Source organism: Candidatus Nanosynbacter featherlites (assembly GCF_005697565.1).
In the GTDB taxonomy this organism is placed as follows: Bacteria; Patescibacteriota; Saccharimonadia; order Saccharimonadales; family Saccharimonadaceae; genus Nanosynbacter; species Nanosynbacter featherlites.
In genome coordinates this window covers 233938-255623 of sequence record NZ_CP040004.1, presented here as the reverse complement: position 1 = coordinate 255623, position 21686 = coordinate 233938, and the positions used below count along the sequence as shown (strand labels likewise).

Here is a 21686-nt window from a genome sequence, read left to right as displayed (position 1 = left end):
CGGTCCATATTAGCACAAACTTTTGTATTTGTCAATAAAAATGTATAAATATATTGCTTATGGTTTCCGTAAGTCTGCTATAATAAAGAATATCTAGAGGTAACGTATGAAAATTCAGAGACAATTTCCTTGGAAAGAACTGATCAAATGGGGGAGTGCTATTTTGGCATGTCTCGGCGTTGCGTATTTACTGTATCTTAATAATCAGTACGAGAAAAAACCAGTTGACAATACGCCCAGCCAAGCTCAAACAAAGCCCACCACCACCGAACCAGCACCAACGCCAAAAGAGGTCCAGGTCACACTACCTGGAGCTACACCAATCCCAGCCAGACAAGAGGACTATCAAGCTGACGGCAGCATCTGGCAAATCGTCAACCAAACCCGTGGCTTTAAACAGCCAACCTATGTGCCGAGCGATCTGCAAACTGCAGACGTACCGACCCTGCCAGGTAGGGGGCCAGAAGAGCGATCTCTACGATCAGCAATTATGCCAGATCTGAAAGCGTTGATGGCGGCCGCCGAAAGTGCTGGCTCGCCAGTACGACTGGGGAGTGGATATCGCAGCTATCAGACGCAAGTCGGGCTGTTTAACCGATACGCCCGTCAAGTTGGCGAGACACAGGCAGCACGATTTAGTGCCCGACCTGGCTATAGCGAGCACCAATCCGGCCTCGCCCTAGACTTTGGCTCGCCAGATGGCAGATGCTGGGTAGATGATTGTTTCAAAAACACCAAAGCAGGGAAATGGCTGGCAGCCCATGCTCACGAATACGGCTTTGTCTTGCGCTATCCAGAAGGCAAACAGTCAATCGTTGGCTATCAGTATGAAGCCTGGCACTTCCGTTACGTCGGCCGTGAGCTCGCCGGCGCGCTGCACCAGTCCGGCTTAACCCTAGAAGAAGCATTACCATACCTAGAAAAAGCACAAAATGAACTGAAGCAAAAGGAGACATCGTCATGAAATTATCAGCTGGGCGGGCAGGGCTGGCATTCGTATTATCCGCATGGGTAACGTTTAGCGGACTGCTGATATGGGGTGGCTTACAGGCCAGTCAACAGAGTCAAGAAGTTAATCAATTAGCAGCAACCTCAGTCTGGAAACCAGACGCTATCGTGGAGTTCACTCATAATAATACAGTCGAGAAGTTGACCATACCAAGCTGGCGACGGCTCGATGATGGCAACATCTGGGCGCACGTCTGGAAACAACACGGCCTTGATCCAAACTACCAGCCAGAGCTGACCAACTTTGAGGAGGTGAAGGTTGGTAAATGGGTGGAAGACAAGCGTCTGCGCCCACAAGCACTAGACAATCTCAAGCCATTTGCAAAAGCTGCAGAAGCAGCCGGTCATCCCATATTGGTCACCAGCGCCTATCGCTCCTACGCCGACCAGGAAAAGACTCGCAAAGAACTAGCTCGCACCAACGGGCAATTGTACGCCGATGAATTCGTGGCAGAACCAGGCAAGAGCGAGCACCAGCTGGGACTGGCGGTGGACTTTTCATCATACACCGAACCATGTATGGAGAAATTTACTGCCTGCCGCCTCGACAAGGCTTCCGCCGAGTGGCTGGCAGCCCATGCTCACGAATACGGCTTCATTTTACGCTATCCAGAAGGCAAACAAGCCATCACTGGCGTCGCACCAGAATCCTGGCATTTCCGCTATGTCGGCAAGGACCTAGCGAGCTTTATGCACCGCAACAAGCTCACACTCGAAGAAGTGATGTCACAGCTAAAGAAAGCTCGTGAGACCTCATGAATTCGTCATATTGGCAGCGACAGGAGTCAGGCAAGCCTTTGTTTCCTGATGTCGAGTGGAATCGTCCCGAGCGGCTCGACCAGTCTGGGCGCTTAGCCATCATCGGTGGTAACAAACTGGGCTTTTCGTCTGTCGCTGAGGCCTACGCAACCGCTCAAACAACTGGCGTTGGTCAGGTTCGCGTATTACTACCTGATGTTCTCAAAAAAAGCGTACCGTCCAGTATGACTGATGTTTTGTTCGCGCCAACCAATCCATCTGGCAGCCTAGCGCAAGCAGCACTCACGGAAGCCGTATCGCTCCGTGACTGGTCCGATGTACTCTTATTGATCGGCGACGCTGGCAGAAACAGTCAAACCGCAATCGTCCACGAAGAACTAGTCAAGCGCTCACAGCAACCAGTCGTCATCACCCGCGACGCCATCGATCTACTACAAAACAGTTTTGCGGAGATTTTGGACAATCAACAGGTGGTATTTGTGGCTTCTTTTGCTCAAGTGCAAAAAATATTTCGTTCAGTGTACTATCCAAAAATGTTGACGTTCAGCATCCAACTGGCACAGTTTGTCGACATACTCCATAAATTCACCATCACCTATCCAGTCACCATCTGCACCTTCCATGCCGAACACGTGGTCATCGCCCACGGCGGCACCGTCGTCACCCAAGCCTGGCATGAGCCGATGGCCATATGGCGTGGAGTCGTTGGTGCAAAAATCGCCAGTTATTTAGTGTGGTCACCCAGTTCGCCACTGGCTGCTGCCAGCACCGCCGTCTGCGCGGGGTAATTGCTTACGCTAACCATTGACATTTTATGTTTTTAGTGATATAATGCAAGGTAGCTTTCGCTCGAAGCTTTGTCAAAGGGCGGAAGTCGCCCTTTAGTTTCGAGCGATACACTCCTGAGAGGAGGTGTATTATGGCGCTGTCCTTACGGATGCTGGCTATTGTGCTCATAATCAGCGCCCTTGGAGCTCTCCTGATTAGGAGGGATCCATCCATGGCAATTGCACAAATAGCAATTGCCATTTGTATGTTGAACTCCGCTCGTATTCACGAGCTGGAGGACAAGCTCAGGGAGGGCTAGCGCCCACCGAAAATAGCTCGCCTTGAGACCTCACGTCTCGGCTGGAGCCTCTCGGTGGGCTATTTTCTTTGCTCATATATAAATATCGCCCAGTCAGTGGGCGATGATTACTTGGAGCGACCTCTGGTACCGCGGGCCGGACTTGAACCGGCACGAGCTAATGCTCACCAGATTTTGAGTCTAGCGCGTCTACCAATTCCGCCACCGCGGCACGAGAGAACGCTCCAAAACTACTGGCTATTATATCACGGTATCGTCGCTCTCGACAAGGGCATATTTTTGTTTTTTTGGTGATTTTCCTGTATCATTAAACATAAGTATGAACCCCGGAAGTCCACGACCATTCCAACCGCCAGCACGCGACCAATCATCAGCGCGCAATGCTGCTGCTGATGTCATCCGCGGGCAAATCAACTCGATCTATACTGGCAATTCATCTGAAGCTGCGCCCCACACCACGCCCGCGCCAGCCAGCACAACCCCACAAAAGCCAGCGCTGCAACCACAACCGCAACCTCAGCCACAAACCGCTACGCCAGTAGCCAAGCCACTTTTACAGACCGAGCCGCAGGGCCACCGCCTCAACACTGCGCCACCTACTGGCACGACCGCCGCAACCACCAGCCAGACCACTCAACTAGCCAACAGCACCCCGCAAGCCACACCTGACCAGTGGCAGCAATACCACAGTGCGTGGCAAAAATATTATCAGATGTACTACGAACGGTATTATGCTAACCACCTGAATGCCCAGCAGTCTCCAGTTCAGCAGCCACAGGCTACTACTCCAAAAACAGCAGATACCTTGTCACCGCAGCAACAGGCCATCCGCGATCTGCGCTCCAAGATCCGCAGCACCGTCAATGACTCCGCCAAAAAAGTGCGAAATTCTCGACATTTCATCCCAGCTCTAGCTGGCACCATGGTCATGTTGGCATTTGTCGTCTTGCAATACAACCGAGTCATTTTGGGCACCGTCGCAGCCTATACCAGCCCCGGCAACATTGAACCTCAGAATATCATCGTCGACCCAAGCATTGACACCAAAGTCAGTGCTGAACCAAAAATCATCATCCCAAAGATCAATGTTGACGCACCAGTCGTATACGGCGCCGCACCAGATGTCCAGTCGCAGCGCAAGGCCATGGAAAACGGCGTGGCACACTTTGCCGTGTCTGGAGCCAGCGCATTGCCAGGGCAGGCGGGAAATGTCGTCTTGGCCGGCCACTCAAGCAATGACGCCTTTGCCGCCGGAGGATATAAATTCATCTTCGCCCAAAATGAAAAGCTCCACAAAGATGACGTCATATACCTTAACTATGAAGGCAAAAGATATACCTATAAAATTACTGGCTCAGAAGTCGTCAAGCCAAACGAGGTATCAAAAATCCAAACTGGCACCCAAAAACCAATGTTGACACTGGTCAGTTGCGTTCCTGTTGGCACTGCCGACAAGCGTCTGTTGGTCTACGCTGATCAAATCAGTCCAGATCCAAACACTGCTTCCGCTGCCACTGAAAACAACGCGACAGGGCAAATACCAGGCAATCCATCGCCAACTGTCTTGGAGCGCATCTTTGGTGCTAGATAGCTAAAAAACTTTGTCTTAAACTTATGACTCTGTCGTCATCTTCAAACGACTGAGGATCAATTTGTCACCGTCACCGACAAACGAATAGAGATATTTACCGTCAGAGGACAGCGCTGCATCGTAACCAGTAGCCACTGGGGTTAGTGTGTGCACATTGGTGCCGTCAAACTCCTGAATCACCAAGTTGCCACTCGCGTCACGTCGCCAGACATAAAACTCGTCCAACCACTTAAGTTCACTCACTGTATCAAGCGTGATAACTGGTGAAATGGTTTCTCGCTCAATGTCATAATTCACGAAGCCGGTTTCATCTTTGATAATCACCATACGCCCGTCGCTGTTCAGCGTCAGGTCTTTGATGGTCCGTCCAAACGCCACCTTTTTCACCGAATTCAAAAACTTCTTGACCGCCTCTGAATCTTCGGTTGGTGGACGCAGATCACCGCGATAGATCTGTGCCGTGTCATTGACTGTCACAACCACGGTATCCTTGTTGAAATATTTTGAGGCCTTGATTTTGACTGTATCATCAGCCTGCGCTGACGCAGCCCGATACATGATTCGCGACTGCTCCCAGCCTTTTTTCCACACGCCAGCCACCTTGACGTTTGCTTCAGTACCAATGTAGGCAATCGTCTCGCTACCATACAGCACAAATGACTGAACACCGGACAGTACTGGACGCGACAGGGAAGCGCCAGCCACATTCATCTGGCGCACATGACCGCCATTTTGCAAGACGTACAATTCATTACCATTCGTACCGATGAAATGTGCATCCAAAATATCCACGCTGGCAATATTCGTCACATCAATCATCTCTTTTGGATTGTCCCGGTCAAAGCGCAGCCACTGGATCTTGCTGTCAGAACCCTCTGGCGTATAGATGTGCTTGAGCAGCACGTAGCGGCCCGCAAAGTCCCACTCAGCGATGGCAAATTGATGCTTGGTCGTAGCTAAATCATACTGCGCCAAATGTTGCGTGCTAATGTCAGTTTCCGTAAATTTAGGATTGTTGTACGACCGAACGTCACCCCAAAACAGTTTTGGCGTTCCGTTTACCACACCCACACCAGCCATGAACCGCCCACCAGGCGCGAATTTAGCTGATTCCAGCACTGGATATTCTTTTAGGTTGGTGCTTTCTTTCTTCTCAGGGATCATCCGAGCATATACCAAATGCGTCACCGTACCCGCCTTGATGTCCAAAGTCTTTTGCCATGGTTCATAGCCGTTCAGTTTCATGGTGAACTGATGTTGTCCAGGTACAATCAAGCCCTTAGTCTGCGTTAGATTAAACGCGTTGCCATCAATTGACACCTGCGCGCCACGCGGAAACGAATCATATTGCACCAAGCTGTTTTGCTCGATTTTCAGGTCTTTTGAATTGAATTGATAGCCAAAGTTGTGCCACAAAAGAACGACGATTAGACCAATCACCATCAGCGTCATGATGGTGTACACCAAAGTACGACGCACGATTTCTTTTGCGGAGGTATTGTTGTGGTACATAAAACGAATTATACCACATTTTCGCCCTTGCAAAAACCGCTGGCACTTTGTACTATAATATATAGAAGTTCGCGAGGGAACATCGTAACAAGGGGAAGAAATGAAACAAGAATTTATCAATGTCAATGGTAAGGCATACGACCCAGTCACAGGGCTACCGCTACCAATTTCAGTCGAAAAATCACCAACCGTAGCGCCAACGCAGCCCAAACGCGTAGTCAAGGCATCAACCGCACGCGGTACAGCTACTGCAACTATTCACCGTGTCTCAGTACAAAAATCAGCCACCCTCAGCCGACGCCACATCAAACGACCCCCTCAGAAATCCCTTGCTACCCGTCCAGTTAGAACCCCAAATGCGACCGTGCAGCAACACGTTGCTGTGAAAAAGTTTTCTCCTGAGATGACCCGCAAACCAGTGACAGAAGCGCCAAAGAAGTCCGTCCAGATAGATCGTCCAGCAGAAGTGCACCCAGTTGTGCAACGTGCCAAGCAGCGACAAATCGCTAAAATGCCCGTCACACCAATCCAAAAGACCAAGCCAAAGCCAGCATCAATTCTCAAAAATGAGGCCATCACTGAAGCTTTGGCCAAAGCTCAAGAGCCAAAACCAGACAAACATCACCGCGCCAAGCGCAAGCAAAGCAAACTAAAGCGCTGGACCAGCCTGGCGTCTGCGGGACTGGCCATCATGCTGCTCGGCGGATATTTCACCTATCTCAGCATGCCAAACATTTCCATTCGTGTCGCCGCCTTGCAGTCTGGTATCAACGCCACCTATCCTGGTTACAAACCAAATGGCTATGCGCTCAACGGCCCAATTTCCTTCAAGCAGGGAGAAGTCAGCATGAAGTTTGCATACGCTGACGGCACCGCCAACTACACAATTTCTCAAAGCAAGAGCAACTGGGACTCAGCCGCTGTCAAAGAGTACATTGCAGGAAAATCAGGTGCGCCAGCTACAACCATCGTCGATGGCCTGACTATTTTTGCAGCAGGAGAAAATGTCGCTTGGGTGAATGGCGGCATCTTGTACCAGATCAACAGCCATGCTCCACTCTCCAGCGAACAGATTCGCAAAATAGCTACCAGCATGTAGTATAATGTCATCATGACTATTCGTACTCGTTTTGCGCCATCACCAACCGGCTACATTCATGTTGGAAATGTTCGAGCTGCCTTATTTCCGTGGTTATTGACACGCCAACAGGGAGGTTCATTCATCTTACGCATCGAGGACACTGATCGGTCGCGATTTGTGCCTGGCGCCGAAGATTTGATATTAGACACGCTGGAGTGGCTGGGCATTGATTGGGACGAAGGGCCGCGCAAAGGTGGATCGCACGGACCATACCATCAGTCAGAACGGCTGGAGATTTACCACACTTGGGCGAAAAAACTGGTAGAGAAGGGGCTGGCCTATGCCGATCCATACACACCCGAGGAAGTGCAGGGATTTCGAGAAGAAGCGCGAGCGTTGAAAAAAGCTTTCCTGTATCGTGATTATCGGCCAGAAAATCCCCCAGAGTGGGATGGCACTCAGCCGCTCAGATTTAAAGTAACATCACCAAAACGATACACTTGGAATGACCCCGTCATGGGCGAACTATCAGCTGGTCCTGAAGCCCTGGATGATTTCATCCTCATCAAAGCTGACGGCTATCCAACCTACAATTTTGCGCACATCATTGACGACTTTGAGATGGGCATCACTCACGTCATCCGCGGGTTGGAATATATCTCCAGTACCCCTAAATATTTGAGCCTATACGAAGCCCTGGAAATCACACCACCAACCTTGGTTTGCTTACCGCACATCATGGCTCCAGACGGCAGGAAAAAGCTTGGTAAACGAGACGGCGCCAAAAGCGTGACTGATTACCGAACTGATGGAATCCTACCAGAGGCCATGCTGAATTTCTTGGCGTCAATGGGTTGGAATGATGGCACCGAACAGGAAATCTTCAGCAGGCAAGAGCTGATCGATAAATTCAGCCTCGACCGAGTGCAGCGTTCGGGCGCACGTTTTGATGAGAAGCGTTTGCTGTGGATGAATGGACAATGGATCCGCCAAATCAGCCTGGACGACCTCTATCAACGAGTAGAGAGCTATTGGCCACAATCAGCTGCCCAGTTTGATGCGTCATACAAACACCAAGTCTTGGCTCTGGTACAAGATCGGCTCAAAACACTGGCTGAGCTACCCATGATGAGTCGCTTTTTCTTTGAAGAGCCAGACGTCAACTGGGAACTGATCACCAGTAATAAGCAGCTGAAAAAATTATCTGAGGGTGAAATTCGCGAGCTCCTCAAGACCGTACATGACAAGCTGGCAGAGTTGGCCGACTGGAACCCTGAAACCATCCAAGAAACACTAAACCAGCTACTAGAAATCACTGGTCAAAAGCCTGGCGTACTGTTCAGCCTCATTCGCATCGTCACGACATGGGCGCCTTTCAGCCCACAATTAAACGACACGCTGGCATTGTTTGGCAAAGATAAAACCCTCAGCCGCATCGCTAGCCAATTGTAATGATGGTTGGAGGTAGAGGTAATTATGCTTTTTGGCTGGACCCATGCATTAGTTTGCGCACTTCTTCTACCTTCTCCTGTTGCCCAGCAGGAGAATAACCACCCCTCACGCCTGAAGTTCTGGTATCTCTATGTCTGAGGTTGTAACCTTCCCGTATTGCCGTCCTCAAACAGTCAGACTGTACTGGGCATTCTTTACACATCCCATCATGAACCTTATCAATCTCCATACCAGCACAACGCGCATTCGCAGCCCAACCTGGATCTATTGGACTATAGTCATTAGTAACTGTATTGATAGCCTCCTGAAGCCTAGACCTAAGCTTATCCGCTAGATCAACAGGCTCCATCACGGCCGGTTGATATCCTTCAGCCGCACCACTAAGGTGGTAGTACGTGACGGTCGTATTAGTGTCTTGAACAACCGTTTTTTTCAAACATCCAAAAGACCTGTCCTCCTTGGCTTCAATTTCACTTAGTGCTTGTCGAATTTTTTCATTAAACAGACCAGCTTTAATGAGAGACTTAGATCCGTGAGCTTCACACCACTGCTGAGATAGTTGTCGCACTGTCATTGACTGCCCATCCGCCAAACATTCAATAATAAAGTCCTTCACGGCCTCCAGGTCTTCTGGGGAAGCTGTTCGTTCAATTGAGGTTTTTCCTAATTCATTCATAATGATAACTATATAATATACCTCATATTTTACAAAGCATAGCCACAATCACTAGTGCTATACCATATAAAACGCTTATTGTATATACATCAAACAACCCATTGCAAAAATCGTAAAGAACGTGCTATAATTTGTAAAAGCAGCACAAATATTTGACTTGAGTTACATATTGTTGTATAATCAAGCACATAGAAATGATAAAAATATATGCAGGGTGTGGCAGAGAGGATACTTGGAATATACCATGAGCAAACCAGAAATAGCTGACGCGGCAGAGAGTTTGAATACAGCGGTTGCGGATATTCTTGGTAGCATTTCTCAGGAGCGTGAGCGTGAAATCATTTCACGTCGCTTTGGGCTGGAAGACAGGAAAGAGACATTGGAACAGATCGGTGAGATGTTAGGCATTACTCGTGAGCGCGTTCGTCAACTTGAGAAAGCCATCCTCACTAAACTACGTGCGTCAGTAGCAGAAGACAAATTACCATCTGTTAATTCCGCCGAAAAGCTTGTTGTGTCACATCTGTCAGAAATGGGCCGTGGTGCTCGCATGCAAAACTTGACATCGCACATTTTGGGTCGTGATGCGACACTCCTGGAGCGCTCAGCTGTCGCTTTCTTGGCAGAATTAGCGCCAGGCTTGACCGTTATCAATGAAAATGACGATTTCTATCAGTCTGCGGTCATCTCATCCGTCGGTGACGAAAAGTCAGTGAAAAAACAAGTTGAAGAAATTGTTAAATTCATCAAAAAACATGGTCAGCCAATCACCGCTGAAGCAATTCACGAATCCATGGACTATGAGCATCCGCAGAACATCGCAGCGCTGGCCTCCATCAGCAAGAAGCTGGCTGAGCTGAAAGGGAACTGGGGGCTCATCAAATGGCCAACCGTCAACCCAAAGAATATTCGCGACAAAATCTTTGTCATCCTGGACGACAATGGCAAACCAATGCATTTCTCAGAGATCGCTAAGGCCATCAAAGACAGTGATTTCAAGCGCAAAAACGTCACCACGCAGGCTATTCACAACGAACTCATCAAAGACAGCCGCTTCGTGCTGATTGGTCGCGGTATCTATGCCCTGGACTCATGGGGCTACAGCCGCGGTACTGTTGCCGACATCATCACTGACATTCTCAAAGAAGCTGACGAGCCACTGCACCGCGACGAAATCATCAAACGAGTTTTGGACAAACGTCAAGTCAAAGAAACGACTATTTTACTAAACTTGCAGTCAAAGTCACAGTTCAAGCGTGTCGCCAAGGCTACCTACGTGTTTGAACAGCAACAAGCCTGATTGTATTGTTACATCAAATATGGGATAATTTAATAGCATGGAAATATTTTCCTGGACTATAGCGTTATTGATGCAGTGGTATGTTTGGTTACCGCTGGTCATTTTGTTGTCTTTTTTGACGTGGCGCAATTATCAACAGCTTAATGAATTCATCTCAAGCGACAACGTTTTGCTTATTTTGGAAATTCCAAAAACCAACGACAAGAAAGAACTTGCCGCCGAGCAATTATTCGCCAGCCTGCACGGCATCTTGCGCGATAAACGCGAGCTCAAACTGAGCAGGGGAGCGCAAGAACATTTGAGCTTTGAAGTGGCTTCGGTCAATGGGCAAATTCGGTTCTATGTCTGGACACCGCGGTCCCTGCAAAGCTTCGTCGAGGGGCAGATCTACGCCCAATATCCAACCGTGCAAATCCACCAGGCCAGTGAAGATTATACCGAGCACGAACGTGATCATTCGGTAACCTACACCACAGAAATGACTTTAACGGCGTCTGAATTTTTACCAATCAAAACCTTCCAAACCTTTGAAGTTGACCCGCTGGCTGGCATCACAGGGACGTTAGCAAAACTAGAATCAACCGGTGAGGAGCTATGGATTCAGGTGTTAGCCAAACCAATTGAAGACTCATGGCAAGTGGAAGCCGACCATTGGATCTCCCGCTTACGCGAAGGTTCTGCCAGCATCTTACCAAGCGTTGGCGGTAGCATGCGCTGGCTCGGCGGCTTGTTCGCAGCCTTATGGAGACCACCAGAGGAAGGATTGGCTGGCGGCAAAGGTCCAGAAATTTCTGAACGCAATAAAACCCGCATTGCCGAGGCTGAGAAGAAAGCCACCAAGTTGGGCTATGAGGTAAAAATACGCCTGGCATATCTTGGAGAAAACCAAACCAACGCCAAGTTGCGCATGCAAGCATTGGTGGGAACTTTCAAACAATTCAACTCAACAAACCTGAATGGCTTTAAACCCATTAAAGCAGCTTACGGTAAAGAATTCTTGGAAAAGTATCGTCGCCGTGCATTTTTTGGCGAAGGCTTCATCCTCAACATTGAAGAGCTGGCCTCCGTCTTCCACTTGCCGCACACCAATGTTGAGACGCCGAACATCGTCTGGGCCAGCGCCAAAACCGCCGAACCGCCATCCAAGCTACCCGTCCTGACCGGTAGCGACGCCAACGACGACCAGATTTCCGCCTTTGGCGTCACCAATTTCCGCGGCATCAACCACCAGTTCGGCATGCTGCGCTATGACCGCTCGCGCCACGTCTACATCATCGGCCAGACAGGAGCAGGTAAGTCAGGGTTGCTCGAATTATTCGCGCTCAGCGACATCTTTCACAATCAAGGCTACGCCATCATCGACCCGCACGGCGACTTCGCCATCAACAACATGAAATTCATCCCCGGCTCACGGCTGAACGACGTCGTCTATTTCAACCCGGCCGACACCGCCTATCCGCTCGGGTTCAATCCGCTGGAAGTCACCAACCCGAACCAAAAAACCAACATCTCATCAGAGGTCATCGGCGTCCTGAAACGCATGTTTGGCGATTCATGGGGGCCGCGGCTGGAGTACATTTTGCGCTACACCATCCTGGCACTGCTCGACCGGCCAGAGACAACCATGCTGGACATCACCCGTATGCTAACTGATAAAAACTTCCGCAAAGAAACGCTGGGCTATTGCCGCGACACTGTGGTCTTGCAATTCTGGAACGTCGAATTCGCCAGCTGGAACGACAAATTCGTCGCCGAGGCTGTCGCACCAGTCCTTAACAAGGTCGGTGCCTTTACCGCCAACCCAATCATCCGTAACATCATCGGCCAGCCCAAGTCCACCTTCAACATCCGCCAAATCATGGACGAAGGCAAAATCCTCATCGTTAATCTATCCAAGGGTCTGATCGGCGAAGACAACGCCGCCATCCTCGGCTCGTTCCTAGTCACCAAAATTCAGCTGGCTGCCATGAGCCGCTCAGATATCCCCGACATCCGTGACCGCCGCCCATTCTATCTTTACGTCGACGAGTTCCAGAACTTTGCCACCGACTCATTTGCCACCATCCTGTCCGAAGCCCGCAAGTACGGCCTCAACCTGACCGTCGCCAATCAGTACATCTCACAGATGAATGAAACCGTGCGCGACGCGGTGTTTGGTAACGTCGGCACCATGATTTCATTCCGCGTGTCTGCCGACGACGCACCGATCCTCGCCAAACAATTTGAGCCGAATTTCGAAGCAGTCGACCTCTTACAGATGCACAATCGTAACTTCGTCATCAATATGGTCATTGGGGGAGAGAAGACCCCAGCCTTTTCCGCACGTACCCTGGAGCTCCCGCCAAGCCAAGCTGATAACACCTTGCACATCATTGAACATTCACGACGCATGTACTCACGGAGCAGGGAGGATGTCGAAAAAGAAATCAATGCCGCCATCATGCCGCAACCCCAGCCACAGAAGCAGCCACCTCGACCTGCCGCTCAGCCAATCACCAGACAGCCAGCTCAGCAGCCTGTTGCTACTGCTAACACTCGTCCAGCCCAACCACAACCAGCTCCAAACAATAATGAAGTCGTTCTCCAAATCCGCGGCAATAACACAAACACTAACACTACATCCGACTCAGCTACCGCACCAAAAAAGCGGCGGCGAAGACGGAAGAAGAGTGCTACCTAAACAGATACTTTTATCTATGTTTATCGCAAGCTATGCCGTCACCGTCTCTATCAAGATGAGGCGAATACCCCGGTTCGCCCCGGTGCATATGACTATAGCCGGCAGCACGCGCCTCTTTACAACTGCTAAAATATAATTCTGCCGGGGGAGCGGGTGTAGGTGCTGCTGGGCGTGGACGTGGAGAAGCTGTTGGAGCTGGTTGCGGAGCAGGGGCAACTTGGCGAGGTGCAGGCTGCGGTCGCGCTTGCTGCCGAGCTTTAGCTGCGGCAGCCGCTGCCTCTTCTTGCTTTTTCTTTTCTTCAGCGTCTCTCTTGGCTTTCTCGGCGCGCTCTTTTTCTTCTTGCTTGGCTTTTTCCAGCTTGGCAATACGTTCAGAGAGCTGACCGCGTTTATCCTCTGGTAATTTATTTACGTCCGACTTGGCGCGGGAGATATTCTCGTCGTTCGATTGCTGCTCGGCCTTTTCAACCGATTCCTCAGCACGTTTGAGGGCTTTTTCTAGCTCTTGTCTGTCATAATCGGCTTTCGTTTGGCGGTGAAGCCTGATAGTTTTATCACCGTGGCGTTTGCCATCGACGATGGATATAGAAATATCGCTGTCGCCCTCTTTTATGTCTTTGATTTCATACTTAATGTCACCAGCCGAATTTTTATGCCCGTGTATGCTAGTTTTGCCGTTAGCTACCTTTACCTTGGCAAGTAAGCTGACTCCTGATATTCTAGCAGAAACTTCGCGCTTGTCGGTGTGGTAATCAAGATTAATGTTTTCATCCACACTGGAAATAATGATAGGAATATTGTCCTTCTCAAGACGAGATTGCTCCATAACGTTGCTGACATGTCCTATAGCAGCAAGGGTAACGACAACTCCGCCAAAAATAAGCCATCCCCGCTTATGCTTCTTGTTAGAGGCCTTATTCTTACTCCCTTTTTGTTGTATTTGTCCAAGCTTTTTTATAACCATTGATATTTTCCTAGATATTATTAGCTAAGCTAACTGTCCAATCCGCTTATAAACATACCACAGCACACTTCAGATAACAATATAGCCTGACTTCTAAAACGACACCCTCTATTTATCAAGTAATCACCCTAATAATTAAGCGCCAGCTGAGCCGCCACCACCACATCAGCAAGCTTATCATACACTGGAAACTCAGGATCATAGCAGCGAACCTGCGTGATGACATCAAATCGTCGCGAATATTCTGGATGCACACCAATCACCACACGTGATCCGCTCTCAAGCTCCTTGCCCAACTCGAACAGCGCGATAGGGCAGAGGGATTCCTTCGGAAACCAAAACAACACCACTCGCGCCCGCTTGAGGTACTCATACTCCCACTCTATCTGGTGCGTCGCCCCTTTGCCTTGAAAAGCCAGCGCCCTCTTACGACGCGGGTTAGCCACTGTTATATCTTGATTGCTCAATAGAGCTAGCGCCTCCGCCTGCCAGTCTGGGCAATTGGTAATACCTCCCGCCAAAAACAAATCTACCGATGGCAATATTTCATGCAAGCCCCTGTTGTCAGGTGAAATAACTCTCATACTTTTATGATAATATCATCCAGCGAAAACAGCAACCTTATCTAAGACGACAGTAGAGAAGTGATCCCTGCCCAGCTGGCACGATATCAACCTCATCTTCCATCAAACCTCACATGCATTAGCTACTGAAAGATAGTAGAACAAAAAGGGAACTTAAAATATTAGCATATACCATACGCCAGCACATAGCTATAACATCCTGACATATTGCTATGGTTCGGTAAACAAGGAGCCTCAAGGCTCAAGATCCAGAAGCTAGAAATTCACGATATAGACAAAATGATCGACAGACATATGGCAAAACATATGGCAAAGGGCAAGCTAAGTAATTTTTAACCGACCAAACAGCACAGGCAACTAAAATCCAATTGTAACATATCAAAATCAATGAGTGTGTATTCATAAAAGAGAAATATTCTTAATGTCGCACAATGTATGTTTTACGAACTGTATAGGAGATAACCACGTATGATAAATGAGTATGACACATATAGCTATATATAAGGATATATCCAGCTAAATAGTAGGGGCTTTGGAATCTATCATCTTCTACTGCGTGAACATTGTAACTTTTGTTCTTATCATTATTCATCATACACTGTGTCTTGAAATATAAGTATATGCTCACATGCTTGTATGGCTTCTGAAAAGTCCATACAGCAGAGCTACAAGCACCTAACGTAGTATTTACTACATTATCTCATGATAAGTTTTCCACATTGCAATATCTTGAATGATCGATCTACATTTGACTTTTTTCTTTTTTATTCCCCCGCTCTGTTTTTTAAGACTCCTCTACATTTGACTTTTTGTTTTTTGCATATTGTAATATATATTTTTGCCATTCTCATTTTAGAACAAAAAGAGAACAAAGCATCAGGCTGGGTGATACCCCACTTCACTAACCTATATCCCCTACTTATAGAACACTCGTTGATCTACACGTACATCAAGATATTCTGGTCGTAGTCGCCTCTCATCGATAAAGCGCATAGCTTTAACCGCCTGATCAACCTGCGCCACTGCTGCCCTGTCGACAGTCATCTTAACTGCATAGCCTTTACCTTCAATCAAAAACAGTACTTGGCGAACAGTATCTTGCGGCAGCACAATCTCCGAAACAGACAGGTTATTTTTGGCAAATTGGGAAACAGCTTGTCCCAAAAAGCTCAAAAATCGTTGGTTAACCACCTCTTGCCCGCCAGACAGTGGCGCACCACTTTGGTCTTTGACAGTCAACTTTGGTGGTGCGAAATAATTACGCTCAAAGGTAACGCCTGATTCATCAACAAAGTACATCTTTTCACCGGAAGACCACTGCGCAAGCGGCTGGCGAAACGTCAGCTTGGCAGTTGCCATACCGGCGCCAAACGTTTCTATGCGTACAGTTTTTACTTCTGGCACGTGAGAGAGGAAATACTGATGTAATGCATCTTGGTTAAGAAATGGCTTGAATCGCTCGGCAGGGCGCGAAGCATAATAGTCAATTAAGATCTTCTTGTAGGTCGCAGCTTGCTGCCCACTGGCTGTGTCAGGCGTTTGTATAGAAATTACTAGAGACAGCTGGAAGGACAGTAATATCAGCACCACCAAAGCAGCCAAACTCATGCCTATTCGTTGCAAAAAGGCTTTCTGCAGATCCTGACGTTTATGATGGATGGACCGCTCAGAAACCTCGTCTTGCTGCTTTCGAAAGCTACTAATGGTACGATTGAGCTGGAAGGCGGATGATTCTTTAATGATATCATCACGCATTCGACGCGGGCCATTGTTGGCCGATGACCGCTGTTTTGTTTTTTTCCTGCCAAGCAGTGACATCTACTGTCGCCTCCCCTGTTTATGAGCAGCTTCCAGGATCATCTCAGCCATGTCGCCAGCAGCATTCGGCTTGGCAAATTTGAGAAAATTATTACCCAAATCATGGCGAATCTTTGGAGATTTGAGTAGTTTAATTAGTGTGTCGCCCAGTAAATCAGGGTTCTTGTCTAGTTGATCTTCGTTCACAATCACGGCAGCCAGAGCGTCTTGGTAAACCTTAGCATTTTTCAGCTGGTGGCCGGCTGTCAGCCTGCCATTTGGGATGATAACTGTTGGCATACCCAGCGCCGCCAACTCTAACAGTGTTGTTGCCCCAGCTCGAGCTACGACTACGTCCGCAGCCGCTAATGCTTGCGCCATTTGCGGTCCGTGCAAAAATGACTCCAGCCGCCAACCATCACGACGGTCCAATGCTTTATTCAGCTCGTTGTATTGATGCTGACCTGATATCAGAAACACCGAGGCAGCCTCCAGAAGTCTATCACGATTCTTCACCACTGCATTATTGATGCGCACGGCACCCAAGCCACCACCAGTGATAACAACCAGGGGTCGTGATGGATCAAAGCCCAACTGTGTCTTAATTTCCCGCTTTTCTGCTTCAGTGTATGGTCGGAACTTATCTGAAATCGGCACCCCAACATATGTTGCTATCTCAGGAGAGTAGCGATAATACTTGAGCGGTGCACCCGTACCAATGCGCTTAGCAAATGGCGACAGCAGCCTGTTGGTCAACCCTGGATGAGCGTCAGAGTCATGCAGCACCAATGGAATTCTCAGTAGTCGTGCGGCGTAACCGACCGGCAGACAAACGTAGCCGCCTTTTATGAAGATGACATCAGGGCGCCACACCAGCAGCTTACAAAAGCTCTGCACAAAGCCGATGATAACCTTGCACAAGTCGCACAGGTTAGGAAATAGGATTGAGGGCGCTAAATGCTGCAGTTTGCTCTCACCGTGATAGCGACGCAATTTACCGGCGGTGATGAATGAAACTGGAATATCATAGCCAGATTCTGCAACCACCTTCTTTGCCGTTGGCCCAAACTTGCGGTCGCACCAAAATCGTAAATCGTGCTCGCCCCTGTTCTTCAATTCCTTAAACACGGCGACCACGGGCGTAACGTGTCCGCCCGAACCGCCGCCGACCGCTAAGATCCGCATGGCTATCCTTCCCTTCTGTTAATGGCTTGTGTGATGTATAGCAAGACAGCTGAAAAACTAATCCAAGGGCCGCAGCGATGAATAACATACTGGTGCCACCATAACTCAGCAGCGGCAATGGAATACCGGTCAGTGGCGCCACCCCTGTCATGGCTGCCACATTCAATATCACATGAGAAGCAACCCAGCCAAACACACCAGCCGCCACCAAGCGAAGCCCAGGATCAGGCAGGCGCGCGGAAATATGCAAGATGCCCAGTAGCAATGCGGTAAATAGCCCCAAAATGATCAGTAGCCCGACAAAACCAAATGTCTCACCCATGATGGCAAAAATCGAGTCGTTGATGGCTTCGGGCAAATAGCCTGACACCTGCACACTCTTGCCAATACCCAGGCCTAAGATGCCACCCGAGCCGATGGCGATACGCGCCTGCTGCACGTGATAGGTGTTACTGCTGCTGTCCATGGATGATGCACTCGAGTGATCACCCTGGAAGAACGTCATGACGCGCTCCAGACGGTGCGGCGCGATGAGGATCAACATGACACCTGCTGCCAGTAAAACACCCAATATTTTCCAGAGAATATCTGACCGCATGCCTGAAACCACCAGCATGGACAGGACGATGGCAACCAGTGCCAAACCAGTTCCCAAGTCTTTTTGTAGCACCACCACAATAAACATAGCTATCGCTGCGGTAATACCAAGCGGGATGAGCGTCTCTTCCACGTCATTGATCTTACCCTGCCGCATACGTTTGCCCAAAAATCCAGCGATAAACACCAAAATACCAAATTTTAATAATTCAGCCGGCTGAAAACTTCCCAGTCCGCCAAGATAGAACCAGCGGTATGCACCATTGGTTTCCTGCGCAAACGAAACACCCAACATGCCCAGCGCTACCAGCAAGAAACAGAAGAATAAGCCACCAACAAACAACCAATTTGCATATTTTTCAGTGAAAATTTTATATGGAATAATGGCACAAGCAGCAAACGCCGCAAAGGAAATCACCACGGAAATAAGCTGCTTATTAAAGAAGAACATATCACCATAGTTCGTGCCATATGCAAAATTCATGACATTGGCTCGTTGCGGCCCCAACGCATACATCACCACCAAACCCAATAGCAACAACAGGCTGACATATAACGCCACCTGATAGACCGGCCGATGCTTACGAATCGTTCCGGCTGGCACATTGGAAATGGTATTACGCAATATGCCCTCCCGCTAAAGCCACGAGGAAACCGATGAACGCCATCACACATCCAATGACCCAAAAGCGCATGGTAATCTTTGTCTCTGGCCAGCCGCTGGCTTCCAAGTGATGATGAATTGGTGCAGATTTGAAGATTTTTCGACCAAACAGTCGCTTGCTAGCAATTTGTAACGCGCTAGAACCTGCTTCGACCACAAATAACAAACCGATGATTGGGAGTAATAGTAATGAATTCGTCAACATAGCCACCACGCCTAAACTTGCTCCATATGCGAACGCCCCGACATCGCCCATGAAAAACCTCGCTGGGTAAATATTGAACCACAAATAGCTCAGCAATGCACCGACCACCGTAAAACAGAAGCCAGCCAATAAGAAGTTCCCCTGCAGTAGCGCAATCACTCCAAACATCACAAAGCTGATAGCCAGCAGTCCACCCGCCAGGCCGTCCAGTCCATCCGAAATATTAACGGCATTACCCGTAGCGACAACGGCAAACGCAAACAGTGGTATAATCAGCCAGCCGACTGATAAATCACCATAAAACGGTACATGAAAGCTACTAACGCCCAGTTTGGCAAAAAAGAACCATCCCAGTACTAAACCAATTAGTGTAATCAGTGCAAATTTGACAGGCGCCCGCATGCCAGCGTCTTTTTTGTTACTGCCAAAGATATTCAAATAATCATCTATCAGCCCCACAGCTGCGCCACCAACAAAAGCCGCCAGCGGCAACCAGGTTTGCCTGCGGTCCAGGTTGAAAAGCACGGTGATCAAGATGATGGAAACTACACCAATAATACCCGCCATCGTTGGGATATGACGACGTAGTTTTTCCTCGTGAAGCTTATCAAACACCTGAAGCTTTTCCCCGGTCACCGCAGAGGTACGTTGTCGTTTCCAGAATTGATATCTATAAGCAAAGAATGTGTAAATTGGCGTCAAAAACATTGCCAGTAAGAACGCCGCCAGACTCAACACAAAGATATAGGTCATTTCGTTTGTTACCGTTTGTATATAGCTTTTCATTTAGGATCTCCTCGGTGATAATTTCAAATACTCAATCATCCAGTTCGAAATATCAGTAAAAATTGGCGACGCATGCACACTACCTTCCAGCGCAGCGTGCTTGTTTGGCGCCGATACCCTTATCATTATGACATATTCTGGCTTATCTGTACCACCAAAACCAACGTAGGTACCAGCCGTTTCTTTCATGCTGTATGCACCATTCACCAAAAGCTCCACCGTACCTGTCTTACCGCCGACAAGATAGCCTGGCTTGTCGCCCTTGCCTACCCAAAATGAATGGCGCGTTGTATCCAACATTGTGCGCATCTGGGTAGATGTTTCCGCACTCACTGTGTGACGCAGGGGCTGCGGCTTTGACCACTCGACAGCATCGCCTTTTTTCACTCCAGCGATGACCGTTGGACGGTAGTAGACTCCTCCATTGATGATTGAGCAAAACGCCGAGGCGACTTGGATTGGCGTTAGGTTCATTCCCTGCCCAAAGGTCATGTTTGCGTAACGAACTTCATTTCCTTCTTGTTCAGTCGGGCTGGTAATCAAACCCTGTGCTTCTGACAGCTCAATCCCCGTCTTCTCACCAAACCCATATTTATCATGAAAGTATTGGTAAATCGTTTGCCGCGCGGCGTTATTGATATACGAACCGTCACCTAATTTTCGCCCAACCGTCACTGTTCCAACGTTGTGCGAGTTGTTTAGTGCTTGCTGCATGGTGGTTGTACCAGTCAAGCCGCGCACTGCATTACAAATCTTACGGTCGCCAACTTGGGTACAATCAGTGTTCTGGTAGGTGGTATTTGGCGTAATCGCACCCTTATCAATTCCCATCGCCATGGTAAATGATTTCATGATTGACCCCGGTTCTTGTGGTGTCATGGTTGCGGCGTTAATGAACGCAGCTGCATTTTGAACCTTGTTGTACTCGGCAGGATTGAACGTTGGATAATTCGCCATGGCTAACACTCGGCCATTGTTAGGATTCATCACCACAACGCTACCCTCTGTACCGCCAGCTTTTTGCAGACCACGCTTGAGAGCTTCTTCGGCATAACTCTGGACATTGCGGTCAATTGATAGCACCAAGTCTTCGCCCGCCTTCGCTTCAATATTCACATCATTCTTACCTATCATCAGCGGCACATTCCGCACATCAGTCACTGCTCGCAGCAGTCCATCACTACCCTTCAGCCGTTTATCCAGCGCCCCCTCCACGCCGTACTGGCCCTCGCCATTCGCATTCACAAAGCCCAATACCTGTGCGCCCAAGGCTCCTTCTGGATAATTCCGAACCGAGTTGAGCTGGTACAATACGCCTGAAAAATCCTTCTTTTTCATCTGTTCAGCCTGGTCTAGCGTCAAACCGCGCGCCAACACCTCATAGCGCGACTTTTTGTTAGCAAGTCGCCCCTCAGCATTCTCCATGAGCTTATCGCCAGCTGTCTGACGCAGCGCTTGGATGATCTCATGACGCTGACTGTCAGAAACGGTTTGCGGATCAGCCACCACATTAAATATCATACGATTCAGCACCACTGGAGCCGGCGTCTTGCCGTCCATCATGTAAATTTCGCCCCGCGTGGCCGGAATCACCAACGTGCGCTGCTGATTACGCGCTGCCAGTTCAACGTATTTGCCGTGCTGCAGCACCTGTAATTGAAATAATCTCAACACAAAAACTGCCATTATCCCCAGCAGAATAATGGCGAGTAGACTCGTTCTTGATTGCGCAAGTCGCCCCTTCATAGTGCTTCTTAA

Annotated in this window: 17 protein-coding genes and 1 tRNA gene; 8 read left to right on the top strand and 10 right to left on the bottom strand. The window is 48.8% G+C overall.

Going from position 1 to position 21686, the window contains the following annotated elements; translation table 11 throughout:
- The first annotated feature begins 106 nt into the window (after positions 1-106).
- Genes FBF37_RS01285 through FBF37_RS01275 form a run of 3 tightly spaced genes read left to right on the top strand, consistent with a single transcriptional unit; the run spans position 107 to position 2555 of the window.
- On the top strand, positions 107-964 hold the full coding sequence (locus FBF37_RS01285; protein ID WP_138078735.1) for a M15 family metallopeptidase: 858 nt from the start codon (positions 107-109) through the stop codon (positions 962-964).
- Positions 961-1767 (top strand): M15 family metallopeptidase, encoded by an 807-nt coding sequence (locus FBF37_RS01280; RefSeq protein ID WP_138078733.1) that lies wholly within the window; start codon positions 961-963, stop codon positions 1765-1767. The genes FBF37_RS01285 and FBF37_RS01280 overlap by 4 nt, the downstream gene beginning before the upstream one ends.
- A complete protein-coding gene (locus FBF37_RS01275; protein WP_138078731.1) occupies positions 1764-2555 on the top strand; it encodes a carbohydrate kinase family protein in 792 nt (263 codons plus the stop codon). Before FBF37_RS01280 ends, FBF37_RS01275 begins: the two co-directional genes overlap by 4 nt.
- Before the next feature lie 423 nt (positions 2556-2978).
- On the opposite strand, the gene FBF37_RS01270 is transcribed toward FBF37_RS01275, so the two are convergent.
- Positions 2979-3065 (bottom strand) — tRNA-Leu (locus FBF37_RS01270).
- Positions 3066-3173: 108 nt separating this feature from the next.
- Between FBF37_RS01270 and FBF37_RS01265 the strand changes: the two genes are divergently transcribed.
- Positions 3174-4445 (top strand): sortase, encoded by a 1272-nt coding sequence (locus FBF37_RS01265; RefSeq protein WP_138078729.1) that lies wholly within the window; start codon positions 3174-3176, stop codon positions 4443-4445.
- A gap of 21 nt (positions 4446-4466) precedes the next feature.
- Here FBF37_RS01265 and FBF37_RS01260 read toward each other — a convergent pair whose 3' ends face one another.
- Positions 4467-5957 (bottom strand): PEGA domain-containing protein, encoded by a 1491-nt coding sequence (locus FBF37_RS01260; RefSeq protein WP_138078727.1) that lies wholly within the window; start codon positions 5955-5957, stop codon positions 4467-4469.
- Between the two features lie 100 nt (positions 5958-6057).
- Here FBF37_RS01260 and FBF37_RS01255 point away from each other — a divergent pair, with 100 nt between their 5' ends.
- Positions 6058-7056 carry a hypothetical protein gene (locus FBF37_RS01255; RefSeq protein WP_138078725.1) on the top strand — a complete coding sequence of 333 codons (999 nt, stop codon included), beginning with the start codon at positions 6058-6060 and terminating at the stop codon, positions 7054-7056.
- 12 nt (positions 7057-7068) lie between these two features.
- Entirely contained in the window at positions 7069-8490 is a 1422-nt protein-coding gene (gene gltX, locus FBF37_RS01250; RefSeq protein WP_138078723.1) for a glutamate--tRNA ligase, read from the top strand.
- A gap of 22 nt (positions 8491-8512) precedes the next feature.
- Here gltX and FBF37_RS01245 read toward each other — a convergent pair whose 3' ends face one another.
- Positions 8513-9166, bottom strand: coding sequence for a hypothetical protein (locus FBF37_RS01245; RefSeq protein ID WP_138078721.1), 654 nt, complete (start codon positions 9164-9166; stop codon positions 8513-8515).
- Between the two features lie 244 nt (positions 9167-9410).
- Here FBF37_RS01245 and FBF37_RS01240 point away from each other — a divergent pair, with 244 nt between their 5' ends.
- Both FBF37_RS01240 and FBF37_RS01235 read left to right on the top strand, forming a co-directional pair.
- Entirely contained in the window at positions 9411-10466 is a 1056-nt protein-coding gene (locus FBF37_RS01240; protein WP_138078719.1) for a sigma factor-like helix-turn-helix DNA-binding protein, read from the top strand.
- A gap of 37 nt (positions 10467-10503) precedes the next feature.
- On the top strand, positions 10504-13146 hold the full coding sequence (locus FBF37_RS01235) for a type IV secretory system conjugative DNA transfer family protein (protein WP_138078717.1): 2643 nt from the start codon (positions 10504-10506) through the stop codon (positions 13144-13146).
- Positions 13147-13156: 10 nt separating this feature from the next.
- On the opposite strand, the gene FBF37_RS01230 is transcribed toward FBF37_RS01235, so the two are convergent.
- The 7 genes from FBF37_RS01230 to FBF37_RS01200 form a co-directional block, all read right to left on the bottom strand.
- Complete coding sequence (locus FBF37_RS01230) at positions 13157-13972, bottom strand: excalibur calcium-binding domain-containing protein (protein WP_138078715.1); 816 nt, start codon at positions 13970-13972, stop codon at positions 13157-13159.
- Between the two features lie 266 nt (positions 13973-14238).
- Complete coding sequence (locus tag FBF37_RS01225; RefSeq protein ID WP_138078713.1) at positions 14239-14694, bottom strand: nucleoside 2-deoxyribosyltransferase domain-containing protein; 456 nt, start codon at positions 14692-14694, stop codon at positions 14239-14241.
- Between the two features lie 915 nt (positions 14695-15609).
- A complete protein-coding gene (locus FBF37_RS01220) occupies positions 15610-16512 on the bottom strand; it encodes a cell division protein FtsQ/DivIB (protein ID WP_138078711.1) in 903 nt (300 codons plus the stop codon).
- A complete protein-coding gene (locus tag FBF37_RS01215; protein WP_138078709.1) occupies positions 16513-17676 on the bottom strand; it encodes a UDP-N-acetylglucosamine--N-acetylmuramyl-(pentapeptide) pyrophosphoryl-undecaprenol N-acetylglucosamine transferase in 1164 nt (387 codons plus the stop codon).
- Positions 17612-18898, bottom strand: coding sequence for an FtsW/RodA/SpoVE family cell cycle protein (locus FBF37_RS01210; RefSeq protein WP_138078707.1), 1287 nt, complete (start codon positions 18896-18898; stop codon positions 17612-17614). Before FBF37_RS01210 ends, FBF37_RS01215 begins: the two co-directional genes overlap by 65 nt.
- On the bottom strand, positions 18891-19928 hold the full coding sequence (gene mraY, locus FBF37_RS01205; protein ID WP_138078705.1) for a phospho-N-acetylmuramoyl-pentapeptide-transferase: 1038 nt from the start codon (positions 19926-19928) through the stop codon (positions 18891-18893). The genes FBF37_RS01210 and mraY overlap by 8 nt, the downstream gene beginning before the upstream one ends.
- Positions 19929-21674 carry a peptidoglycan D,D-transpeptidase FtsI family protein gene (locus FBF37_RS01200; protein ID WP_138078703.1) on the bottom strand — a complete coding sequence of 582 codons (1746 nt, stop codon included), beginning with the start codon at positions 21672-21674 and terminating at the stop codon, positions 19929-19931.
- Positions 21675-21686 lie beyond the last annotated feature (12 nt).